At 29.5% G+C, this 23,029-nt stretch carries 20 protein-coding genes and 1 other annotated feature; of the genes, 13 read left to right on the top strand and 7 right to left on the bottom strand.

Features of this window, described 5'->3' with window-relative positions; genetic code table 11:
• The first annotated feature begins 4 nt into the window (after nucleotides 1-4).
• Together AC2A4K_RS16325 and AC2A4K_RS16320 are read left to right on the top strand one after the other, a co-directional pair.
• A complete protein-coding gene (locus AC2A4K_RS16325; RefSeq protein ID WP_322504751.1) occupies nucleotides 5-1,000 on the top strand; it encodes an isocitrate/isopropylmalate dehydrogenase family protein in 996 nt (331 codons plus the stop codon).
• 419 nt (nucleotides 1,001-1,419) lie between these two features.
• Nucleotides 1,420-2,775 (top strand): MATE family efflux transporter, encoded by a 1,356-nt coding sequence (locus AC2A4K_RS16320; RefSeq protein ID WP_322504942.1) that lies wholly within the window; start codon nucleotides 1,420-1,422, stop codon nucleotides 2,773-2,775.
• Nucleotides 2,776-2,831: 56 nt separating this feature from the next.
• On the opposite strand, the gene AC2A4K_RS16315 is transcribed toward AC2A4K_RS16320, so the two are convergent.
• Nucleotides 2,832-3,440: an HD domain-containing protein gene (locus AC2A4K_RS16315; protein ID WP_322504750.1), complete on the bottom strand. Its 609-nt coding sequence runs from the start codon at nucleotides 3,438-3,440 to the stop codon at nucleotides 2,832-2,834.
• Between the two features lie 108 nt (nucleotides 3,441-3,548).
• Here AC2A4K_RS16315 and nrdG point away from each other — a divergent pair, with 108 nt between their 5' ends.
• The 3 genes from nrdG to AC2A4K_RS16300 all read left to right on the top strand — a co-directional run bounded on the left by nrdG (nucleotide 3,549) and on the right by AC2A4K_RS16300 (nucleotide 6,418).
• Nucleotides 3,549-4,058, top strand: coding sequence for an anaerobic ribonucleoside-triphosphate reductase activating protein (gene nrdG / locus AC2A4K_RS16310; protein WP_322504749.1), 510 nt, complete (start codon nucleotides 3,549-3,551; stop codon nucleotides 4,056-4,058).
• Between the two features lie 133 nt (nucleotides 4,059-4,191).
• Nucleotides 4,192-4,743, top strand: a complete 552-nt coding sequence (locus AC2A4K_RS16305; protein ID WP_322504748.1) for a YcxB family protein — start codon at nucleotides 4,192-4,194, stop codon at nucleotides 4,741-4,743.
• A gap of 193 nt (nucleotides 4,744-4,936) precedes the next feature.
• On the top strand, nucleotides 4,937-6,418 hold the full coding sequence (locus AC2A4K_RS16300) for a leucyl aminopeptidase (RefSeq protein WP_322504747.1): 1,482 nt from the start codon (nucleotides 4,937-4,939) through the stop codon (nucleotides 6,416-6,418).
• A 71-nt stretch (nucleotides 6,419-6,489) separates the two neighbouring features.
• On the opposite strand, the gene asnS is transcribed toward AC2A4K_RS16300, so the two are convergent.
• Nucleotides 6,490-7,887 (bottom strand): asparagine--tRNA ligase, encoded by a 1,398-nt coding sequence (gene asnS, locus AC2A4K_RS16295; RefSeq protein WP_322504746.1) that lies wholly within the window; start codon nucleotides 7,885-7,887, stop codon nucleotides 6,490-6,492.
• A 67-nt stretch (nucleotides 7,888-7,954) separates the two neighbouring features.
• Nucleotides 7,955-8,196, bottom strand: a binding site (T-box leader).
• A 106-nt stretch (nucleotides 8,197-8,302) separates the two neighbouring features.
• On the opposite strand from asnS, the gene AC2A4K_RS16290 reads away from it, so the two are divergent.
• Nucleotides 8,303-9,517 (top strand): cytochrome b5 domain-containing protein, encoded by a 1,215-nt coding sequence (locus AC2A4K_RS16290; protein ID WP_322504745.1) that lies wholly within the window; start codon nucleotides 8,303-8,305, stop codon nucleotides 9,515-9,517.
• A 37-nt stretch (nucleotides 9,518-9,554) separates the two neighbouring features.
• Here the strand turns inward: AC2A4K_RS16290 and AC2A4K_RS16285 are convergent, their stop codons facing one another.
• Complete coding sequence (locus AC2A4K_RS16285) at nucleotides 9,555-10,253, bottom strand: metallophosphoesterase family protein (protein ID WP_322504744.1); 699 nt, start codon at nucleotides 10,251-10,253, stop codon at nucleotides 9,555-9,557.
• Nucleotides 10,254-10,451: 198 nt separating this feature from the next.
• Here AC2A4K_RS16285 and AC2A4K_RS16280 point away from each other — a divergent pair, with 198 nt between their 5' ends.
• Entirely contained in the window at nucleotides 10,452-11,528 is a 1,077-nt protein-coding gene (locus tag AC2A4K_RS16280) for a M24 family metallopeptidase (RefSeq protein WP_322504743.1), read from the top strand.
• Between the two features lie 82 nt (nucleotides 11,529-11,610).
• Here the strand turns inward: AC2A4K_RS16280 and AC2A4K_RS16275 are convergent, their stop codons facing one another.
• The 4 genes from AC2A4K_RS16275 to murC form a co-directional block, all read right to left on the bottom strand.
• On the bottom strand, nucleotides 11,611-12,837 hold the full coding sequence (locus tag AC2A4K_RS16275) for a NupC/NupG family nucleoside CNT transporter (RefSeq protein ID WP_322504742.1): 1,227 nt from the start codon (nucleotides 12,835-12,837) through the stop codon (nucleotides 11,611-11,613).
• Between the two features lie 91 nt (nucleotides 12,838-12,928).
• Nucleotides 12,929-13,747: a purine-nucleoside phosphorylase gene (locus AC2A4K_RS16270; protein WP_322504741.1), complete on the bottom strand. Its 819-nt coding sequence runs from the start codon at nucleotides 13,745-13,747 to the stop codon at nucleotides 12,929-12,931.
• A 114-nt stretch (nucleotides 13,748-13,861) separates the two neighbouring features.
• Nucleotides 13,862-14,881 carry a LacI family DNA-binding transcriptional regulator gene (locus AC2A4K_RS16265; protein ID WP_322504740.1) on the bottom strand — a complete coding sequence of 340 codons (1,020 nt, stop codon included), beginning with the start codon at nucleotides 14,879-14,881 and terminating at the stop codon, nucleotides 13,862-13,864.
• 236 nt (nucleotides 14,882-15,117) lie between these two features.
• Nucleotides 15,118-16,491 (bottom strand): UDP-N-acetylmuramate--L-alanine ligase, encoded by a 1,374-nt coding sequence (gene murC, locus AC2A4K_RS16260; protein ID WP_322504739.1) that lies wholly within the window; start codon nucleotides 16,489-16,491, stop codon nucleotides 15,118-15,120.
• Nucleotides 16,492-16,860: 369 nt separating this feature from the next.
• Between murC and purR the strand changes: the two genes are divergently transcribed.
• The 6 genes from purR to AC2A4K_RS16230 all read left to right on the top strand — a co-directional run bounded on the left by purR (nucleotide 16,861) and on the right by AC2A4K_RS16230 (nucleotide 23,022).
• The gene (purR, locus tag AC2A4K_RS16255; RefSeq protein WP_322504738.1) at nucleotides 16,861-17,664 is read left to right on the top strand and encodes a pur operon repressor; all 804 of its coding nucleotides are present in this window, start codon (nucleotides 16,861-16,863) and stop codon (nucleotides 17,662-17,664) included.
• 112 nt (nucleotides 17,665-17,776) lie between these two features.
• A complete protein-coding gene (gene spoVG / locus AC2A4K_RS16250) occupies nucleotides 17,777-18,049 on the top strand; it encodes a septation regulator SpoVG (protein ID WP_003450704.1) in 273 nt (90 codons plus the stop codon).
• Between the two features lie 211 nt (nucleotides 18,050-18,260).
• Nucleotides 18,261-19,625: a bifunctional UDP-N-acetylglucosamine diphosphorylase/glucosamine-1-phosphate N-acetyltransferase GlmU gene (gene glmU, locus AC2A4K_RS16245; protein ID WP_322504737.1), complete on the top strand. Its 1,365-nt coding sequence runs from the start codon at nucleotides 18,261-18,263 to the stop codon at nucleotides 19,623-19,625.
• A gap of 56 nt (nucleotides 19,626-19,681) precedes the next feature.
• Nucleotides 19,682-20,641, top strand: coding sequence for a ribose-phosphate diphosphokinase (locus tag AC2A4K_RS16240; RefSeq protein ID WP_322504736.1), 960 nt, complete (start codon nucleotides 19,682-19,684; stop codon nucleotides 20,639-20,641).
• Nucleotides 20,642-20,926: 285 nt separating this feature from the next.
• On the top strand, nucleotides 20,927-21,613 hold the full coding sequence (locus tag AC2A4K_RS16235; protein ID WP_300348576.1) for a response regulator transcription factor: 687 nt from the start codon (nucleotides 20,927-20,929) through the stop codon (nucleotides 21,611-21,613).
• Complete coding sequence (locus AC2A4K_RS16230; RefSeq protein WP_322504735.1) at nucleotides 21,613-23,022, top strand: sensor histidine kinase; 1,410 nt, start codon at nucleotides 21,613-21,615, stop codon at nucleotides 23,020-23,022. Before AC2A4K_RS16235 ends, AC2A4K_RS16230 begins: the two co-directional genes overlap by 1 nt.
• Nucleotides 23,023-23,029: the final 7 nt, after the last annotated feature.

The following is a 23,029-nucleotide window of genomic DNA, read 5'->3' as shown; positions in this document are numbered from 1 at the left end:
ATTTATGAATAGAGTAACTTTAATACCAGGTGATGGAATAGGACCAGAAATAGTAGAGGTTATGAAAAATGTTGTAAGTGCTAGTGGTGCAGAAATAGAATGGGAAGAAGTACAAGCTGGCGAAGGGCAAATTGAAATCTCTGGAGAAGTTCTTCCAAGAGAAGTTATAGAATCAATAAAAAGAAATAAGGTAGCTATAAAAGGCCCAATAACAACGCCTATAGGATACGGATTTAAAAGTGTAAATGTGACTTTAAGACAAGAATTAAATCTTTATGCTAATTTAAGACCAGTAAAAAGCTTTAAAGGAATAAAGTCAAGGTATTCAGATGTCGATTTAGTTATAGTTAGAGAGAATACTGAAGATTTATATGCAGGAATAGAACATAAGCTAGGGGATTATGGCGCAGAGAGCATAAAAATAATAACAAAGAGCGCCTGTGAAAAAATAGTTAATTTTGCTTGTAAATATGTTAAAGATAACAAGAGAAAAAAAATAACAGGTGTACACAAAGCTAACATTATGAAGCTAACTGATGGTTTATTTTTAGATGTGTTTAGAAAAGAATGTGAAAAGAACGAAGTAGAGCATGAGGATTTAATAGTTGATGCTGCTGCTATGAATTTAGTATTAAATCCTGATAAATATGATGTTTTAGTTATGCCAAATCTTTATGGAGATATTTTATCAGATTTGTGTGCAGGATTAGTTGGAGGATTAGGAATTGTTCCAGGAGCTAATATTGGGGATGACTTTGCAGTCTTTGAAGCTGTGCATGGAAGCGCACCTCAAATAGCAGGAAAAAATTTAGCTAATCCTACAGCATTAATTCAATCAGCAATAATGATGTTAAGATATTTAGAAAAATATGAATATGCGGAAAAAATAGAAATGTCTTTAACAAAGGTTTTTGAGGAAGGAAAAGTTTTAACTATTGATTTAGGTGGAAGTGCTTCTACTAAAGAATTTGGAAATGAAATTATAAGAAATATGAATTAAAACTGAAAATAATCCACAGACAAATAAATTTTAATTGGCTGTGGATTATTTTTTATTTTAACAACTGTGGATAAGTTTCAAAAAAATATTCTGTGGATAATTTTTTGAACGTATTATTGTTAGTAATTTGGTGTACTTTCACTGAAAATTACAGTGAGATGTATATTATACAATAAAAACTATGAGAGATTCCAGTAAAAATTTGGGTAGCTAAAGGTTTTAATTATAAATATTTTAAAGTAATGTGAATAAGTATGGAATCATATTGACTATAGACCTTATTTATTAGACAATAAATAGGATTTAAAAGCAGATGGGCGGCTAAAGACTACCCATTTGCTTTTATTTTTTTATGTAGTTTTAAAAAAGGGGGATTAATTTTGGTTAAAGCTTTTAAAAATAAAGATTTTTTATCTACTATGATAATGATGGCTGTTCCTATTACTATACAAAGTTTTATTACATCATCATTAAATTTAGTTGATAATTTAATGGTAGGTAAACTAGGTGAAGAAGCTATAGCATCTGTTGGGTTAGCAAACCAATATATATTTATTTTTACACTATGTATTCTTGGAATAAATGCTGGAGCTAGCGTTTTTATGTCTCAGTTTTGGGGTAAGAAAGATTTGAAAAATATAAAAAAAGTTTTAGGGTTAGATATATCTATTGGACTTATAGTATCAACTATTTTTGCTTTAGGCTCTGGATTTTTTTCCTATGAAATAATGAATATTCTATCTAATGATTTGGGAGTAATAGAATTAGGAGCGCGATATTTACAGATTGTTGCTATAAGTTGTATTTTTACTAATTTTACTCAAGCGTATTCTTCAGCTTTAAGAAGTACAGAGCAACCTAAAGTTCCTATGTATGCTAGTATGGTTGGGGTTTTAATAAATGCATTTTTAAATTGGGTATTTATATTTGGGAACCTAGGATTTGAACCTATGGGAGTTAGTGGAGCTGCTTTAGCAACTACAATAGCTAGATTAATTGAAATGATATTTATAGTTTCTTTTGTTTACTTTAGAAAGAATAAAGTAGCATTAAAGTTAAATGAACTTATATCCTTTGATTTTAACTTTGTAAAAATTTATTTTAAAACTTCTTGGTCTGTTATAGCAAACGAAATTATATGGTCACTAGGTATGACAGCTTATTCTATTGCCTATGCTAGGATAGGAACTAATGCTGTTGCCAGTATGCAAATAGCTACTACCTTAAATAACATGTTTATGGTTTTATTAATAGGATTAGCTACGGCTTCATCAATAATGATAGGAAATAAAATAGGATCTAATGAGGAGGGGATAGCAAGAGAATATGCTAAAAATATAGCTATTATAGCTGTTGGTGTTGGATTTGTTTTAGGAGTTTTAATATGGATAACAGCACCATTAGCACTTAAGCCTTTCAATGTAAGTCAAGGTACTTATTTAGATACAGTTAAGGTTTTAAGAGTAATAGGATTATTCTTCACAATAAGAGCTTTTAATATGGTTATGATTGTTGGTGTTTTTAGAGGTGGCGGAGATACAACTTATTCTATGCTAGTTCAATGCGGAACTATATGGCTTTATGCTGTTCCTATGGCATTCTTAGGTGCTACTGTATTTTCATTACCTATTTATGGAGTCTATTTCTTAATATGTACAGAAGAATTTTTAAAAATAATATTTGAGTTAGTAAGATTAAAGTCTGGAAAGTGGATAAAGAATGTTATAAGTGACATCGAAAAAAATGAAGTTGATGATAATTTAATAGTTGTATAAATAAAAGGGTTATATTAATAGTTTCAAAGTAAGATTCTATTAATATAACCCTTTTTTTAGATTATGATTTCTTTGAATGTAACACAGGTTTTACTAGACATGACTTGAAGAAATTTATTGCTATCCAAAAGATAAGTTTCTAAGTTATTTTTTTGAGAATGTATATTGCCTAATTTATTGCATAAGGATAATAAAGCCACATCATGAATATCAGTTGTATTTATTAAATCTATAATGCTATATGAAATTCTATTTAGGACAAAAGCCGGTGCAGAATGATGCTTTACTAGTGCTATTATGTTTTCATTTAGAGTATCATCATCGCTATATTCTCTAAGGATTCTTCTAGTTATTTCTCCTCCAACTCTATCGTGTATTGGGTTTAAAGTTCTCGCTTTTCCAATATCATGGAAGAATGCAGACCACATAAAAGCTTTTGGGTCGTTAGATAAATCTTTGTATTTTGAAGCTAGGTCTACTACATTTAATGTATGAGTCCAAGGATTAGATTGGTCGATTTGATTTTCTTTATTAAGTTGGTTGAAAATATTAAAAGAAGAATTTTTAAATGATTCTTCATCCTTAATTTGATTTAAGAATATGGATGGTTTATTATCCTCTAATAAATGCTTCTCAATTTTTAAAAATAAGTTTTGATTATTCATTGTGTACCCCCTAATTAAATACTTATTTTAATAATTAACAATAGTAAGCATTTTTAAACAGTTAAATTAAAAAAAAGGAACATATAATAAAGCAGGAGGTAATTTTTTATGAGTAATACCATTAGATTATCAGGAATCGCCTATGAGAGTTTAGTAAATGGACCAGGAATAAGAAGAGTTTTCTTTTCACAAGGATGTAGACATAATTGCAGAGGATGTTTTAATCCAGATACTCACGACTTTAATGGTGGTGAGGAAATGGACATAGATGAATTAATAAAAGACTTATCAGAAAATCCTTTTATAGATGGAGTAACATTTAGTGGTGGAGATCCATTAGAACAAGCTAATAAGTTCATATATATAGCTAAGGCAGCTAAAGACTTTGGATTAAATGTTTGGAGCTATACTGGATATAGATTTGAACACTTATTAGAAAAGGCTGATGAGTTTAATAAGTGGAAAGAATTTTTAGAGAATATAGATGTATTGGTTGATGGAAAATTTGAAATAGATAATAAAGAAGATGGACTTAAATTTAGAGGTTCTTCAAATCAAAGAATAATAGACGTTAAAAAAAGTTTAAAAGAAGGAAGAATAATTGAACTGGAATTTTAAGAATTAAGATTTTGTAAAAAACTTCAATTGTAATATGTTCATAATAGTTTATGCGAAAAAGCTATGGTAAAATTATTTATATAAATATTGGGAAGTTGAGAATTAGATTGCTTAAGGGGAGTAGAAAGCGTATATGTTAGAATTTATTTTAGGCAAAAATGAATTTGTAAAGTGTCGAAAAGAATTTATAAGCAGAGAATTTTTCATATGGATTTTGTTTGAGATCTTAGGAGCTGTATTTGTATTTGTAATGACCATGGTGTTCATTAAGGCTAGTAAAAATCTTAACAATAGTTTTTATGCAATTACCTTACTAGCATGGCTTATTTTTTCTATAATATGCAATATTAAAAATAGAAAGATAATAGAGGAAAGTATAAATGAAAAAGTAAACTTTCTAGAGAGTAAAAACATGTTTGGTAAGTGTACAGTTGAGGTTATGAGTCATGGGTTAAAAATAAAATACAATGAAGGAATTGAAGAAAGAATGTATCCATGGAAAATCATAAGAGAAATTTCTTCTTTTAGGGGAAATATATATATATTTATATCTTCAATTGATTATATTTCAATTCCACAGGAAGCTTTCAGAAATAGTGAAGAGCGTGTTTCCTTCTTAAACAAAATAAATAATGATAGAAATAATGTTAGAGAACGTATATTATCTATTATTGGATTAGCATAAAGCTTAACTTTATAGTTAAGCTTTTTTTTTATTGATTCTTTTTTTAGTGAGTGTTGATTTAAAAAAGAGCCTTTATATTAAATCTGGTAATCTAGGTTACATACTTTTTTTAACTTTAGATATATATTAAAAATAGATTATTAAAAACAAATGTGATATATTAATTATAAAAATTTAAAGAGGTGGAAAATAAATGTATAATTTTTTAGTAAAGAAAACAAAGTGTACAGAAACAAATGCATTATTAATCCCATATTTTGAAGATGAAACAAAGATACCTAATGAAGAAATTAACAGTAAGATAGATATACTTAAGAAAAAAGGCCAATTTAAAGGAGCTTATGGAGAAATATTCAGTATAAATAGAATGACTAATGAGGATATACAAGATGTAATTTTATTAGGTCTTGGAAAATCAAAAGAGTTAACTAAAGAAAAATTAAGAAGAGCCTTTGGTAAAGTCGTAAATGAGATTAAGAGATTGAAGAGTGAAAGTGTTTTCTTAAGATTTGATTCAGTAGATAATATAGGAATAGAAGATACTTTAAAAGCAATGGTAGAAGGATTAGCTTTATCATCATATACATTTAATAAATACAAGAGTAATAAAAAAGAAGAGGCCGATGTCACTATTCATATTGGTGGACATAACATTAAAGAAGAGGATATAGAACGTTGTGAAAAAGCTGTTAGTGAAGCAATTTTACTTTCAGAAACTACTTGTTTAGCAAGAGATTTAGTAAATGAACCTGCTAACAAGATGTATCCAGAGACTTTAGCTGAAGAAGTTCAAAATATAGGTTCAAAATATGGCTTTGAAGTTGAAGTCTTTGATGAAAAACAAATAGAGGAATTAAAAATGGAATCTTTCTTATCAGTAGGAAAGGGCTCAGATAATCTACCAAGACTTATTGTAATGAGATATTTTGGTGATAGAGATAATATGGATAATAGATTAGCATTAGTAGGAAAGGGATTAACTTATGATTCAGGTGGATATTCTTTAAAAACTAATGCAGGAATGGTTACAATGAAGGCTGATATGGGAGGCGCTGCTGCTGTTATAGGAGCTATAAGTGCTATAGCTAAGAAAAATCTAAAAATAAATGTAATAGCTGTAGTTGCTGCTTGTGAAAACTTAATATCAGGTCATGCATATAAGCCAGGAGATATAATTGGTTCTATGGCTGGTAAGACAATAGAAATTTTAAATACTGATGCTGAGGGAAGACTTACTTTAATAGATGCTGTAACTTATGCTATAGAAAAAGAAAAAGCTAGTGAGGTTATAGATGTAGCTACTTTAACTGGTGCCGCTGTGGTTTCTTTAGGTGAAGATGTTACAGCTGTATTAACTAACAAGGATGAATTTTATGGGGAATTAAGAGAAGCTGCAAAGGAAACTGGAGAAAAGGTATGGCAAATGCCTAGCTTTGAAGATTACAATAAGCTTATAGAATCAAACATAGCAGATTTGAAAAATATAGGTGGAAAATATGCAGGAACAATAACAGCTGGTTTATTCATTGGTGAATTTGTTGACAATAAACCATGGTTACATTTAGATATAGCAGGACCAGCATTCTCTGATAAAAAAGGAGATTATTGTCCAGTAGGCGGTACAGGTGCCGGTGTTAGAACATTATATGAATTAGCAAATAAAAGATGCCAATAGTATAATAAATAATCATTCTATTAATATTAAACTAAATAAAAAAGAAGTGGAGAAATCCACTTCTTTTTTTATTAGAATTCTGATGAACCAGTAGTTCTTGGGAATGGAATTACATCTCTTATGTTAGCCATTCCTGTGATGTACATGATTAATCTTTCGAAACCTAGACCAAATCCTGAGTGAACAGTTTCACCGTATTTTCTAAGTTCTAAGTACCACCAGTAATCTTCTTCACTTAAGTTTAATTCAGCCATTCTAGCTTTTAAAACATCAAGTCTTTCTTCTCTTTGGCTACCACCTATGATTTCTCCTATTCCAGGAACTAAGCAATCCATAGCAGCAACTGTTTTTCCGTCTTCGTTTAATCTCATGTAGAATGCTTTAATATCTTTTGGATAGTCAGTTACGAATACAGGTTTTTTGAATATTTCTTCTGTTAAATATCTTTCGTGCTCAGTTTGAAGATCTATTCCCCACTCAACTGGATATTCGAATTCTTTACCTGATTCTTGAAGTAATCTAACAGCTTCAGTGTAAGTAACTTTTCCGAATTCTGAGCTTACAACATGGTTTAATCTTTCTAATAATCCTTTATCAACAAATTGGTTGAAGAATGCTATTTCTTCTGGACATTCATCCATAACATATTTTATAACGTATTTTAACATGTTTTCAGCAACTTCCATGTCATCTACTAAATCAGCAAATGCCATTTCAGGTTCTATCATCCAGAACTCAGCAGCATGTTTCACTGTGTTTGAGTTTTCTGCTCTAAATGTAGGTCCAAAAGTATAAATATTTCTAAATGCTAAAGCGAAACACTCAGCATTTAATTGTCCAGAAACTGTAAGGTTAGTTTCTTTTCCAAAGAAATCTTGTGAGAAGTCAATTCCACCTTCTTCAGCTATTGGAGGAGCCATCATGTCTAAAGTTGTTACTCTGAACATTTCTCCAGCACCTTCAGCATCTGAACCAGTTATTATTGGAGTATGAGTGTAAACAAATCCTTGATCTTGGAAGAACTTATGTATAGCATAAGCTGCAACACTTCTTACTCTGAATGTAGCTGAGAAAGCATTACTTCTTGGTCTTAAGTGAGCTATTGTTCTTAAGTACTCAAAAGTATGTCTTTTCTTTTGTAGAGGATAATCTGAATCTGACATTCCTTCTACTATTATTTCTTCTGCTTGAATTTCAAATGGTTGTTTTGAATCTGGAGTTTCAACTAAAGTTCCTATAACTGAGATTGATGAACTTATAGGTAATTTAGAAATTTCTTTATAATTTGATACTTTAGCACTATCAAAAACAACTTGAACGTTTTTAAAGAAAGAACCATCATTAACTTCTATAAATCCAAAAGCATTTGATGCTCTTAAAGTTCTTATCCAACCTGATATTTTTACTTTTTTATCACTATATTCACTAGTGTTTCTGTAAAGACTTTTTACTAAAACTACATCTTTCATTATTGTTTCCTCTCTTTCTTAATTAAGTTTTTATTCCAAATAAAAAAGCCCTTCATCCACATTAAGATAATGGGACGAATGGCATTATTCGCGGTACCACCCAAATTGCTATAAAAATAGCCGGCTTTATGAACACAAAAATGTTCTTCAAGTATAACGGTTTGAATCCGTCTAAGTCTACTCTCCAAAGTGGATTTCGGTTAGAAACTCAGAGATGTTCTTCAGAATAGGCTTCACTGCAGAACTCACACCATAATCTGCTCGCTGTTAGCTACTTCCTAAGCTTACTCTTCTCTTCATAGTAAATAAAAATCTTATTTAGTTCGATTAATAATGATTTTACAATAAAACATTAACATTTGCAATATTAACCACATAGAAATATATAGATATAGTATGCAATAGGGGAGTTTTTATGTGCAATTTTTTTGAAGATAAGTTTGAACAAATAAATAAATTAAAGTACTTAATGACTTTAGCAAGAAAAGATAAAAATTCTAAAATATATAAGGACAAAATAGAAGCTGTTTTCCAAGAGTTTGAAGGATTTAGAACAAGGAATAAAGAGGTGGATATGTTAATTCTTACTCCAGAAGAATTGGCTAGTTTCAATGGAAAAAATGGAAAACCTGAATATGTTGCTATAGATGGTGTTATTTATGATGTCACAAACATAGATTTATTTAAAAAGAGTCCATACAATGAATTAATGTTAGGAAGAGATTTAACTAAGGAATTTAATGAATATAATGAAAGAGATTTGTCTTTGTTATCTAAGATTCCTAATGTAGGATTATTGGCAGAGCCAGAGGAAATTCAGTTTATAGAGGATGTAGAAGAATATTATCCGCAAAAAACATTAAAAATAATGAGTTCAGAAGAATTAAAAAAATATAATGGAGAGGATGGAAAACCTTCTTATATGGCTATTGATGATATGGTCTATGATGTAACTGGACTATCATTTTTAAAATTAAGGTCTTATAAAAAATTACCTTTAGGAGTTGATGCAACTAAAGAGTTTAATGAATATTATAAAGACAATAGAGATGTTTTAAAAGGAGCTAGAATAGTAGCAATATTACATGATTTTGAAGAAAGTCAAAGAGGCAAGCATATTCAAGCTATCAATAGAGATTTAACATTAGGTGAGTTAAAAAATTATGATGGGAAAAATGGAAATGCAGCTTATATAGCAGTAGATGGAGTAATTTATGATGTAAGCAATATAGATACATTTAAAAAGAATCCCTATAATAAATTAAAATTAGGAAGTGATCTTACTTCATTCTTTAATGAATATCGTAATGGAGATAGAAGTATATTGATTGAATTACCTATAATTGGAACAGTTGTTTATGATAAGATAGATTATTTAGAAAGAAATAAAGTTAAGGAATTTAACATAAATGAACTTAGCAAATATGATGGTAAGAATGGAAATCCACCATATATAGCTATATTTGGTACAGTTTATGATTTAACAGATGTAGAAGGATGGAGAGAAAAAAATATAAAGGTTGGATGTGACTTAACAGGTGAATATAAAGAGACTTATGGAAATGATAAGACACCACTAAAAAATTTAAGTATTGCAGGAGTTTTAAGTTGTAGTTATAAGGATTGTTAAAAAATAAAGCTAGATTAAAATTAATCTAGCTTTATTTTTATTCTTTTCCAGACTCATAAGAATAAATTAATTTTTGAGGAAAGTTTTTCATTTCCATATCTTTCATAGTTCTTTTAAATTCATAAGGAACAGTTTTCATTTCTACTTTTAATTTAAATTCATTAGAGAAGTCTAGGATCACATAAGTTGCATGAGGTTTACCGTTTTTAGGTTTACCAACACTACCATCATTTATTATAACTTTGTTTCCCACCTTTTTAGCGTAAGGAATATGAGTATGAGCACAAACTAAAACATCCTCTTTAAGTTCGCTCATTATTTCATCTAATTCAGAATAATCTTCACTTAGATATTCATTTATTCTTCTTGGGCTACCATGAACAAATTTAATAGATTTTCCACATACATTTATAGAAAGATCATTAGGTAAGTTATCTAAATAGTATCTATTTGGTGTTCTTAGTTCGGCTGCTGTCCAAGGAAGAGAAAAAGAGTTTATCTCTGTATCTCTAATGTATGTATAATCATTATCCACAACAGAAGCATCATAATTACCTTTTAAGGATAGAATATTTCTTCTCTTAATAAGTGCTATTACTTCATTAGGATGAGGTCCATAACCAACTAAATCTCCTAAACATATTATAGAATCAATATTTTGGTTATCTATATCTTCTAAAACTTCTCTTAAGGCATATAAGTTTCCATGTATATCTGATATTACTGCTATTCTCAATTTTAAGACCTCCTGTTTATTAAGTATTTTTTTACTATAAATATTATATAACAATTTAATGGACAAAATAAAAAAATTAATGGATAAAATAAAAAAATAAATATTACAAATAGTAAAGTTATATAAATTATTAGATAATTTGAAACTATGATATAATTTATTTAAAGAATTTTAACTATTTAGAGAGGAGTGATTAGGGTGAAAGAAGGAAGAGTAAAAAGAATTTTAGAAGCTATGGAGGCAAATAATATACCTCAAATGTTAGTTTCTTCACCTGCATCAATATTTTATTTAACAGGTAAGTGGATATCACCAGGAGAAAGGATGATAACACTTTATTTAAATACAAAAGGTGAGCAAAAGTTCATAGTAAATGAACTATTTCCAATAAATGAGGATTTAGGTATTGATATTTTATGGTATAACGATACTATGAATCCAATAGATATTTTAGATGAAATAATAGATCATGATGAAGTTTTAGGAATAGATAAAGATTGGAAAGCACATTTCTTAATTCAATTATTAGATAGAAAATCAGCAAAGAAATTTGTTAATGGATCACCTATAGTTGATAGAGTTAGAATGAGAAAAGATGATGAAGAAATAGCTTTAATGAAAGAAGCTTCAAGAATAAATGACATAGTAGTAGAAAAAGCAATAAATAGCCTTAAAGAAGGAATGACTGAAAAAGAGGTAGTAGAAATCTTAGGAAAAGGTTATGCAGAGTATGGTTGTCAAGGATACTCATTTGAACCAATCGTTGCTTTTGCAGCTAATGCAGCAGATCCACATGCAGAATCAGGAGAGCAAAAATTAGAAAAAGGAATGGGCGTTTTAATAGATACTGGATGTAGAAAAGATTACTACTGTTCAGATATGACTAGATGTGTATTCTTTGGTGAACCCACAGAACATCAAAAAGAAATATTTAACACTGTTTTAGAAGCTAATAAAAAGGCTATAGAAATGATTAAGCCAGGTGTTAGATTCTGTGATATAGATAAAGCGGCTAGAGATGTTATAGAAGGTAAAGGTTACGGGAAATACTTTACTCATAGAACAGGACATTCAATAGGAATAGAAACTCATGATTTTGGTGATGTTGGATCAACTAATACTGATGAAGTTAAACCAGGTATGATTTTCTCTGTAGAACCAGGAATATATCTTCAAGGAGATATGGGAGTTAGAATAGAGGATTTAGTTTTAGTTACTGAAGATGGCTGTGAAAGATTGAATAAATTAAACAAAGAATTAGTTGTAGTAGAATAATTTTAAATAAAAAAAAAGAACATTCTTAATTCAAGAATGTTCTTTTTTTACTTATTACAATCTAAACGTTTTTTCCTATTTATTAAGGAGTGAATAATATACCTGCAATTGTTGCAGTCATGAATGTAGCTAATGTACCACCTAAAAGCGCTTTTAATCCTAACTTAGCTATAGTTGGTTTTTTCTCAGGTGCTAATCCACCTATACCACCTAATTGGACTGCAACTGAACTTAAGTTAGCGAATCCGCAAAGTGCGTAAGTTAATATCATAATTGTCTTAGGATCTAAAGTACCTGCATGTATGTAAGTTCCTAATTGTGAGTAAGCTAAGAACTCATTAACAGCAAGTTTGATACCTAATAAATCACCAGCAGTAAAGATATCTTTTGCTGGAACACCCATTATAAATGCTATAGGAGCAAATAATCTACCAAGTATCCAGTTTAAGCTTATGTAAGGCATTCCGAAGAATCCACCAACCCATCCAAATAATGCGTTTATCATAGCGATAAGAGCAACGAATGCAAGAAGCATAGCACCAACGTTTAATGCTAATCCTAAACCTTCTGAAGCACCGTTTGCAGCAGCTTCAATAACATTTTCACTTTCAACTTTAAAATCGATATTTCCGCCACCTCTAGTTTCTGGCTCTTCAGTTTCTGGAACTAAGATTTTAGCAAGTACTAATCCAGCAGGGGCTGCCATGATTGACGCTGCAAGTAAGCTACCTGCGTCAACACCCATAGCTACGTAACCAGCCATAACACCACCAGCAACAGTAGCCATACCACCTACCATAATTGCACATAACTCTGATTTAGTCATGTTTTTTATGTATGGTTTAACTAGAAGCGGAGCCTCAGTTTGACCTAAGAATATGTTACCAACAGCACTGAAAGTTTCAGCACCACTTGTTCCTAATAATTTACAAACACCTTTAGCAACAAATTTAATTACTACTTGAACTACACCTAAGTGATAAAGTACGCTCATTAATGATGAGAAGAATATAATAGTTGGTAAAACTTGTAATGCGAATATCATACCAAACTGATTTGTATCAAGTAATGAACCGAATAAGAAAGAAGTACCTTCCCTAGTAAAATCTAATAATTTAGTTATTCCAGCACTAACACCTTCGAATACAGCTCTTCCTGGAGGGAACTTTAAAATTATTAGAGCAAAAATAATTTGTAGTAAAAGACCTGTTACAACAAGTCTCCAGTTGATCTTCTTTCTGTTTTCAGAAAAAAGAACTGCTACACCAATAATACATATAAGACCTATTACACCAATAAACCTATCCACTTTTGTTCTCCTTTTCTTAAGTTTTTTTATTTTATTTTATACTAGTTTTGTATTTAATAAAAGTTAAAAAATGTATTTTTAATTAACTTTATTAAATTTCTTTGATGATATTAGTCATTAATTCAATGAATGTTTTTCTAACTTTAGCTGAAGTCTCCATAACTTCTTCATGGTTAAGAGGTTGATCTAATATACCAGCAGCCATGTTAGTCATACATGAAACGCCTATAACCTTCATTCCACTATGGTTAGCTATTATAACTTCAGGAACTGTTGACATACCAACTGCATCTGCTCCTAATGTTCTAGCCATTCTTATTTCAGCAGGAGTTTCGTAAGTTGGGCCACTAAACATAGCATACACACCTTCTCTTACTTCTATTCCTAAATTTTTAGCTATATTTTTAACTTGAGTTCTAAGTTCTTTGTCATAAGCATTTGACATATCAGGGAATCTAGGACCAAATTCATCTAAGTTTTTACCTATTAAAGGATTTGAACCAGATAAATTTAAGTGATCTGATATTATCATTAAATCTCCAGGAGTATAATCTTTATTTACTGCTCCAGCAGCGTTAGTAACTACTAAAGTTTCAACTCCTAATAATCTCATTACTCTTACTGGGCAAGTAACTTCTTGCATTGAGTAACCTTCGTAGTAGTGGAATCTTCCTTGCATTGCAACAACTTCTTTACCTTGGAATTTTCCTATAACTAATCTTCCAGCATGTCCTTCAACTGTAGAAACTGGGAAGTTTGGAATTTCGTTGTATGGATAGTATTCAGCATCTTCGATTTGATCTGCAATAGCACCTAATCCTGATCCTAATATTAATCCTATTGTTGGGTTGTATTTACTTTTTCCTTTTATGTACTCAGCAGCTGTTTTAATTTTACTTGATAAATCCATAACTTTTACACCTCTTAATAAAAATTTTTTTGTTAACGATTTTAATTTTGGAATATTTCTAGTATGTGGTAACGCTTACTTTAAAATGTATGAAATTCTAAATTAAATTTAGAATTATTTTATTAACTTCTCAGAACCTTTTAAAATAAGTTCTGGAGTTATTGTTATACTACTTAATTCTTTTTTTGATTTATTGCTTAAAGAATCTATCAATAAATTCATACTAAGTTCTCCAAGCTCTCTAGTTGGGCCATTTATATGGCTAAGGTTTATACCTAAAGTATCTAGTATAGGTATATTATCGAAAGATATTAAAGAAATATCTTTTGATATTTCAATGTTTGCTTCTCTTAAAGCTTTTAAGCAACCTAAAGTCATAAGATTGTTACATACAAAAATTGCTGAAGGTCTATTTTCCATTGATAAGATTTTTTTAGTACATTCATATCCACTTTCTTCTTCATAATCTCCATAAAAAATTAAACCACTATTTATATGAAGATTATTCATTATCAATGCTTTTTCATAACCTAATAACCTATCTTGAGCTGGCTTAGATGTCATACGACCTGTTATTATAGCTATGTCGGTATGATTCTCTTTAATTAATGCCTCGGTGGCATCAAAAGCACCTTTGATGTTGTCCACAAAAACACCATTGAAATTATGATATTTAAGACTACCATCAACTAAGATTACAGGTATTCCTAAACTAGTTATAGCCTTTAGGTATTCACTATTTAAATCATTTTCAACAGAGGTTGGACAAATGATAATTCCTCTAATTCTTTGTTCCTTTAGTGTCTTAATAGCTTTAATTTCTTTATTAATGTCTTCACTAGAATCACAAAGAATTAAGTTAAGATCATTCGCTTCTGCAACATCACTTATTCCTTTTATTATAGATCCAAAGAATGGATTAGTAATATCAGGAACTATAACTCCGATAGTGTTAGTAACATTTTTTGAAAGACTTCTAGCAATAGCGCTAGGAGTATAGTTATATTTATTTATGACTTTCATAACTTTTTCACGAGTTTCTTCTTTTACGTATCCAGAGTTATTTATAACTCTTGAAACAGTAGCTAAAGAAACACCCGCTTCTTTTGCAATATTATTAATTGTTACAGACATGGCATTCTTCCTCCTTGTACACTATTATAGATGAACTGCGAAAATAATTAAACAATATTTTCCTTAGTAGAAAAATTAAATTTTAATTAAGTATGTTATCGCTTTCATCAAACTGCACAAGAAAAGAAAAATACTACATGTAAATGATAACATTATTTTTATCATAATGCAAACAAAAAAAGACTATTTTTTTAATAAAATAGCCTTTTTTTAAATAAAATAGTCTTTTTAAAAATTTACTTTAAAAAAAGTTCACCAACTTTAACTACATCACCTGCTCCTACTGTTAAAAGTAGGTCACCTTTTGATGAGTTAGCCTTTACATATTCTAATGCTTCCTCATGAGAATGTACATTAATACATTTAACTCCATGAGCTCTTATGGCATCTCCTAATTGGTCTGAATTTATTTCACCTAAATCTTTTTCTCTAGCTGCATATATATCCATTAAAATAAGTTCATCACAGTCATCAAAACACTTAACGAAATCATCGAAAAGAGTTTTTGTTCTTGTATAAGTGTGTGGTTGGAATACACAGATTGTTTTATTGTGAGACATTTTCTTTGCTGTACTTAATGTAGCCTTTATTTCAACTGGGTGATGAGCGTAGTCATCAATAACAGTTATATCATTCTTTTTACCTTTATATTCGAATCTCTTATGAGCTCCTCCAAAAGATGAAAGCCCTGATATTACTGATTCGGCAGGAATCTTGAATATTTCTGATAAACATACAGCTGATAATGAGTTTGATACATTATGCATACCAGGTACATTTAAAGAAAGAGAAAGAAGTTTTTCTTCACCTTTAAATACATCAAAAGTAGCACAACCTTTTTCGTTAAACTCTATATTTTTAGCTTGTATATCTCCAGCATTGATTCCATAAGTTAATACATTACATTTAGCTCCATCAAGAACTTCAAGAACCTTTTTATCATCAGCATTTCCTATAATATATCCATCATTAGGAATTAAGTTAACAAATTGCTTAAATGTATCCTTTATGTGATTTATATCCTTATAGAAATCAAGATGGTCGGCATCTATATTTAGTATTATTCCCACGTAAGGGAAAAATCTTAAGAAACTTTGCTTATATTCACAAGCTTCAGTTATGAAATATTCACTATTTCCAACTCTGAAATTTCCATGGATTATATCTAAATCTCCACCAACTAATATTGTAGGATCTAAATCTGCGCTAAGTGCAACATGTGAAATCATAGAAGTAGTTGTTGTTTTTCCATGAGTTCCTGCTACAGCAACATTAAATTTATGACCCTTCATAATTTGTCCTAAAAATTCAGCTCTATCCATTAGGATAAGATTATCTTCTTTAGCTTTAACTATTTCAGGATTATCGCTAGGTATTGCAGCGGTATATACAACTACATCAACATCTTGTAAGTTATCTTTACTGTGACCTATGTATATTTTGGCACCTTCTTCTATTAATCTATTAGTAATTTCTGATTCCTTTGAATCAGATCCTGAAACTTTGTAACCAGCATTAAGTAGTACGGCAGCTAAACCACTCATACTAACTCCACCAATTCCTATGAAATGAACTTTTTTATCAATATCTTTTAATAAATCGAAAGCCAAGATATCAACTCCTTTACTTATATACACTAATAATTATATACACTTTTTTAGAAAAGCACACAAAAAAATTCTTTTTAAAAGCATTTTTAAAAATATTTTATGAAAATTTATTGCCTTTTGTACCAAAAGGAATTTATTAATCTTTATATAATTATTAAGACATCTTAATAATTATTAAGAAAAAAATATTAAAATTCGCAATGTGTAATATATAATTGGTTAACAGCCTTAATAAAGTTTGCTATAATTATTTTACATGCAGAATAAAAAGGGAAATATTTATAAAAATATATGTGTTTTATAAAGAATAAAATATGAATTATAAGTGGAAAATATATACTGGAAATTTATATAGGTCAGGTGATTAATATGGAGAAACTAAGTAGAAATAGTAGAGTATCGATTATAACAAAGGTTCTTATAGAAAATCCTAATAAGATAATAGGATTAAATAAATTCTCAGAACTTTTAAATGCTGCTAAATCAACAATAAGTGAAGATATAGTTATTGTTAGAGAAATATTAGCTAAATTTTCAATGGGAAAAGTTGAAACAATAGCTGGTGCAGCTGGTGGAATAAGATATATTCCAGAAATGGGAGAAGAAGAAAAGAAAAAGTTTTTAGAAGAATTATGCGAAATTGCAAGTGAAAGTAATAGAGTTGTTCCAGGAAATTTCTTATATGTTACAGACATAATGTTTGATCCTAGCATAATAAATAAAGCTTCTGTTATTTTAGCATCTTATTTCCAAGAAATGGATATAGATTATGTAATAACAGTTGAAACAAAAGGAGTTCCACTAGCATATGAAGTAGCTAAATGCTTAGGAGTACAACTTATAACAGCTAGAAGAGATAGTAAGGTTACAGAGGGATCAACAGTTTCTATAAATTATGTTTCAGGAACTTCAGGAAAAATACAGCAAATGTGCTTATCTAGAAAATCATTAAAGCAGGGAAGTAAATGTATATTCATAGATGATTTCATGAGAGGTGGCGGAACTGCTAAGGGATTAGTTGATTTATTAAAAGAGTTTGATTCTGAACTTATGGGAATTGGAGTTCTAATAGATAACAAACTATCAACTAATAAAATAACTAAGGATTATGTATCATTAATTGATATTGTTGAAATAAATGAAGATGGAGTAAAAATGGTACCTTCTGTTTAAGGATTAAAGTTACTATGTGTTAAAGAATAATTTACAAAAAATATTAAAAAAAGAAGGATTTCTATATTTTGTATAGAATATACATAGTAACAACAACTGGAGGTGTACCATGATGAATATTACAGATGTAAGAATTAGAAAAATATCTGCAGAAGGTAAGATGAAAGCTATAGTTTCAGTAACTTTTGAGAATCAATTTGTTGTACATGATATCAAAGTTATAGAAGGACAAAATGGTCTTTTCATAGCTATGCCTAGCAGAAAAACACCAGATGGAGAGTTTAAGGATATAGCTCATCCTATAAATACAGAAACTAGGGAGCAAATTCAAAAAGCTATTCTTGATGAGTATGAGAAAGTTAAAAATTTAGATGTTCAAGAGTAATTTTAATAAAAGGAAGATGCCTTCCTTTTATTTTTTTGTCTAAAACATAATGAATTTCATGTTAATATCATTAATAACTTATTATTGAAATAAGTAATTTATTAAAATATAATTGAAAATGAGAAATTTGAAGATTTCACAACAAAAGAAGAGATTAATTTTAAATAGTATAGCTTATATAATAAAATGAGTATCACAAAGAGGTGTTTTTATGAACAAATGTGCTATAATATTAGCAGCAGGTCAAGGGACTAGAATAAAATCTAAGTTACCAAAGGTTCTACATAAAGCTTGTGGAAAAGAAATGGTTAATCATGTTATCGATGCTATGAGAAGAGCTGAGATAGAAGATGTTAATGTAATAATTGGAAAAGGTGCAGAATTAGTTAAAGAAAGAACTTCATCAAAAAATGTAAGTTATTCTTTACAAGCAGAGCAGTTAGGAACTGGTCATGCAGTAATATGTGCTAAAGATTTTTTAGCAGGAAAAACTGGAGTAGTAGCTATATTTACAGGAGATGCTCCTTTAATAAAGCCAGAAACTGTTAAAAATTTAGTTGACACACATATTAATGAAAAAAATTCAGCTACTTTATTAACATCAGTAATTGAAAACCCAACTGGTTATGGAAGAATAGTTAGAAATGGTGAATCAGTTGAGAAAATTGTAGAACATAAAGATTGCAATGAGGAAGAAATAAAGATACAAGAAGTAAATGCAGGAATGTATTGCTTTGATATAGAAAGCTTACTAACTTCTTTAGAACAACTTTCAAATGATAATGCTCAAGGAGAATATTACTTAACAGATGTTATAGAAATATTAAAGAAAGAGAGTAAAAAAGTTGGAGCTATGATTACAGATTTTGAAGAGACTTTAGGTGTTAATTCAAGAGCTGAACTTGCTAAAGTTGAGAGTATAATGAGAAACAGAATAAATAGAACTCATTTAGATAATGGAGTTACTATAATAGACCCTCTAAACACATATATAGAGCCAGATGTAGTTATTGGTCAAGATACTATAATCTATCCAGGTAACGTGTTAGAAGGAAAAACAGTTATAGGAGAAGATTGTGTTTTATATCCTAACTCAAGAATTAATAATAGCATAATAGGAAATGGTGTTGAAATTCAAAGTTCAGTTATTTTAGATAGTAAAATAGGTGAGGAAACAACTGTAGGACCATTTGCTTACGTTAGACCAGAAAGTAATATTGGAGACCATGTTAGAATTGGTGATTTTGTTGAAATTAAAAAATCAACAATTGGTAATAATACAAAGGTATCACACTTAACTTATATTGGAGATGCTGAAGTTGGAGAAAGATGTAACTTCGGATGTGGTACAGTGGTTGTTAACTATGATGGTAAGAAAAAATATAAAACAATCATAGGAGATGATTCATTTATAGGATGTAACACTAACTTAGTTTCACCTGTAGAAGTAAAAGATAATACTTATATAGCTGCAGGATCAACAATAACTAAAGAGGTTCCAGAAGGAAGTTTGGCTATAGCAAGAGCTAAACAAAAGAACATAGAGGGCTGGGTTGAAAGAAAAAAGCTTAAATAAGCATTAAATATACAAATGCCAAAGGCTAGGTTTAATTTTAAGGAGGTCTTCACTAAATGGAAAATCATTCAAAAAACATTAAAATATTTACAGGTAACTCGCATCCAGAGTTAGCTAGTGAGATTGCAGAGGCGCTAAATATCCCACTAGGTAAAGCAGAGGTAGGTACTTTCAGTGATGGAGAAATATCAGTAAATATAAAAGAGACTGTTAGAGGTTGTGATGTATTTATAGTTCAATCAACTTGTAGTCCTGTAAATAATAACTTAATGGAGTTATTAATAATGATAGATGCATTTAAAAGAGCATCAGCAGGAAGAATAAATGCGGTTATACCTTATTATGGATATGCTAGACAAGATAGAAAAGCTAAGTCAAGAGATCCAATAACAGCTAAGCTAGTAGCTGACCTATTAACAGCAGCAGGTGCAGATAGAGTTCTTACTATGGATTTACATGCACCACAAATTCAAGGTTATTTTGATATACCAGTAGATCACTTATTAGGATCACCAATATTATCAAGATATTTCGTTGATAAAGGATTAGCTGATAGAGACGATGTAGTTGTTGTTTCACCAGATTTAGGTTCAGTAACAAGAGCGAGAAAGTTTGCAGATAAACTTAATGCTCCAATAGCTATAATAGATAAAAGAAGACCAAAAGCAAATGTATCTGAGATAATGAATATAATAGGAGATATTAAAGATAAGGTTTGTATCTTAATAGATGATATGATAGATACTGCAGGAACAATAACTAATGCAGCTAATGCTCTTAAAGATTTAGGAGCAAAAAATGTATATGCTTGTTGTACTCACGGAGTATTATCAGGACCAGCATTCGAAAGAATAAATAACAGTGCTATTGAGGAGTTAGTTATGTTAAATACTATAGCTCTTCCAGAAGCAGAAGGTTTAAATAAGTTCAAATCATTATCAGTTGCACCTATTATGGCAGATGCTATAAATAGAATTTATGATGATGAACCATTAAGTGGATTATTCCAAGATTAAAAAAAGAGCGTCTTAATCGCTCTTTTTTTGTAAAATCACTAAGAAAATGAAACTTTTTTTTAAACAAAAACGTTTAAATTTGATTAAAATGTAAAAAAAAAATAATTTTGTTAATTATAAATTGATAAAAATGAATAAATGTTTTACACTTTATTTATATACATTAATAATATGTTAAACGGTAAAAATTTCATATTATTAAAGTATAAAAGCAAAAGTATAAAAGCACATGAAATAAGGACAAATGTAAAAAAGTTACAGAAAGGATTTTAAGAGGTGAATTTTATGGAAGGTCTATTAGGAAAGATTTTAATTGTAGATGATGATGAAAATATATGCGAAGTTATAAAAATGTATTTAGAGACTACAGGATATAACGTTAGAGTAGCACATGATGGAAAAGCTGCTAAGGAAGAGTTTGTTAACTTTAGTCCTAATCTAGTTGTACTAGATATGATGTTACCTGGAATTGATGGAATGGAAGTATTAAAATGGATAAGAAAAGATAGTAACGTTCCAGTAATTATGTTAACTGCTAAAGGAGAAACTTTTGATAAGGTATTAGCTTTAGAAATTGGTGCAGACGATTATGTTGTTAAACCTTTTGAACCAAAAGAATTATTAGCTAGAGTAAAAGCTGTTATGAGAAGATATTCAGGAGAAGAACCTGATAATGTGGTATTAAACTTCCCAGGTTTAACTATAGATGCTAACTCATACAAAGTTATATACAATGGAGAAGAAGTTAAGACTCCACCTAAAGAATTCGAGCTTTTACATTACCTTGCAAGTAATAAGAATAAAGTTTTCACAAGAGATCAATTATTATGTGAAGTTTGGGGATATGATTACCCAGGTGACTCAAGAACTGTTGATGTTCACATAAAGAGATTAAGAGAAAAATTAAATGGTGGAGAAGACTGGCAGCTTGAAACTGTTTGGGGAGTTGGATACAAATTTGAGGTGAAATAATGAAATATCGTGGCTTAGTACCAAAGTTAATCTTAACACTAAGCATAACAATATGTATTACTTTCTTTATAGTAGGTATTATACTTTCCAGCTTGTTTAGAGAAGAATATTATCAAGAAAGATTAAATAGTCTATCTGGAGAAGCAGACGTTATAGAGCAAGTTGTTAATTCATACATGGACAGTAAAATTACTTTAGATGAATTAAATAAGTCTATATCATTTATAGCTGATTCATTAAAAGTAGATGTTTATGTAATTGATAGTTATGGATACATATATTCAGTTTCTAATGAGCAGTATGATTATTTAAAACGTACTAAAATAGATGACGAAGACATGAAAACATTAAGAGAAAATCAAGTAATAGAACAGAAGAATAAAAAGGAATATATATATTCTAAACCTATCTTCTATAAAGGATATTTTACGGGAGCGGTTTCTATAGTTACTCCTTTAAGTACTCTTTCTGCTTCTTTAGTTAGAATGAATCAAATCGTCTGGATGTGTGTAGCCATAGCTATAATATTTTCTGGATTAGCAATATACTTTATATCAAAAAAGATTATAATCAAACCTTTAAATGTTATAAATAACGCTGCTAAGAAAATTGCCAGTGGAGAAATAGGAAATAGAGTTAATGTTTCTTATGATGATGAAGTTGGTGAATTAGCTGAGTCATTTAATATAATGGCCACATCTATTGAGGAAGCAGAGCTCAATAGAAGAGAGTTTATTTCTAATGTATCTCATGAATTGAGATCACCTATGACTTCTATTAAAGGATTTATAACGGCCATATTAGATGGAGTTATTCCTAAGGATAAGGAAGAATACTATCTTGTAATAGTAAATGATGAGATAAGTAGATTAACTAGACTAATAAATGATTTGTTAGATCTATCTGCTATGCAAGCAGGAAAATTAGAATTTAACATAGGTGAGTTAGAATTAAACAGAATAATAGAAACAACTGTATTAAAAATGAATCAAAAAGCTGCAAGTAAAAACATAAAAATTGAAGTTCTTTTAGAAAGTGAAAGAGTATATGTTTATGGCGATAATGATAGGTTAATACAAGTTATTACTAATTTGGTTGATAATGCTATAAAATATTGTGATGAAAATGGTGAAGTAAAAATATCAACTAAAACAAAGGGAAGTAAGATTGTTGTTAGTATATTTAACACTAGTAAGGGAATAGACGAATATGACTTAACTCATATTTGGGATAGATTCTACAAAGTTGATAAGGCAAGAAGTAATAAAACTAGTACAGGGCTAGGATTATCCATTGTTAGAAATATAATACTGCAACTAGAGGAAGATATTTGGGCTGAAAATGTTAAAGATAAGAATGAAAATATAAAAGGTGTTAGATTTAATTTTACGTTGACTAAGGTTAAATAAAATATTG

It is taken from the genome of Clostridium sp. LIBA-8841, from assembly GCF_057782475.1.
Note: the sequence above shows the minus strand (reverse complement) of the source record. Positions and strands in the feature narration are given on the sequence as shown.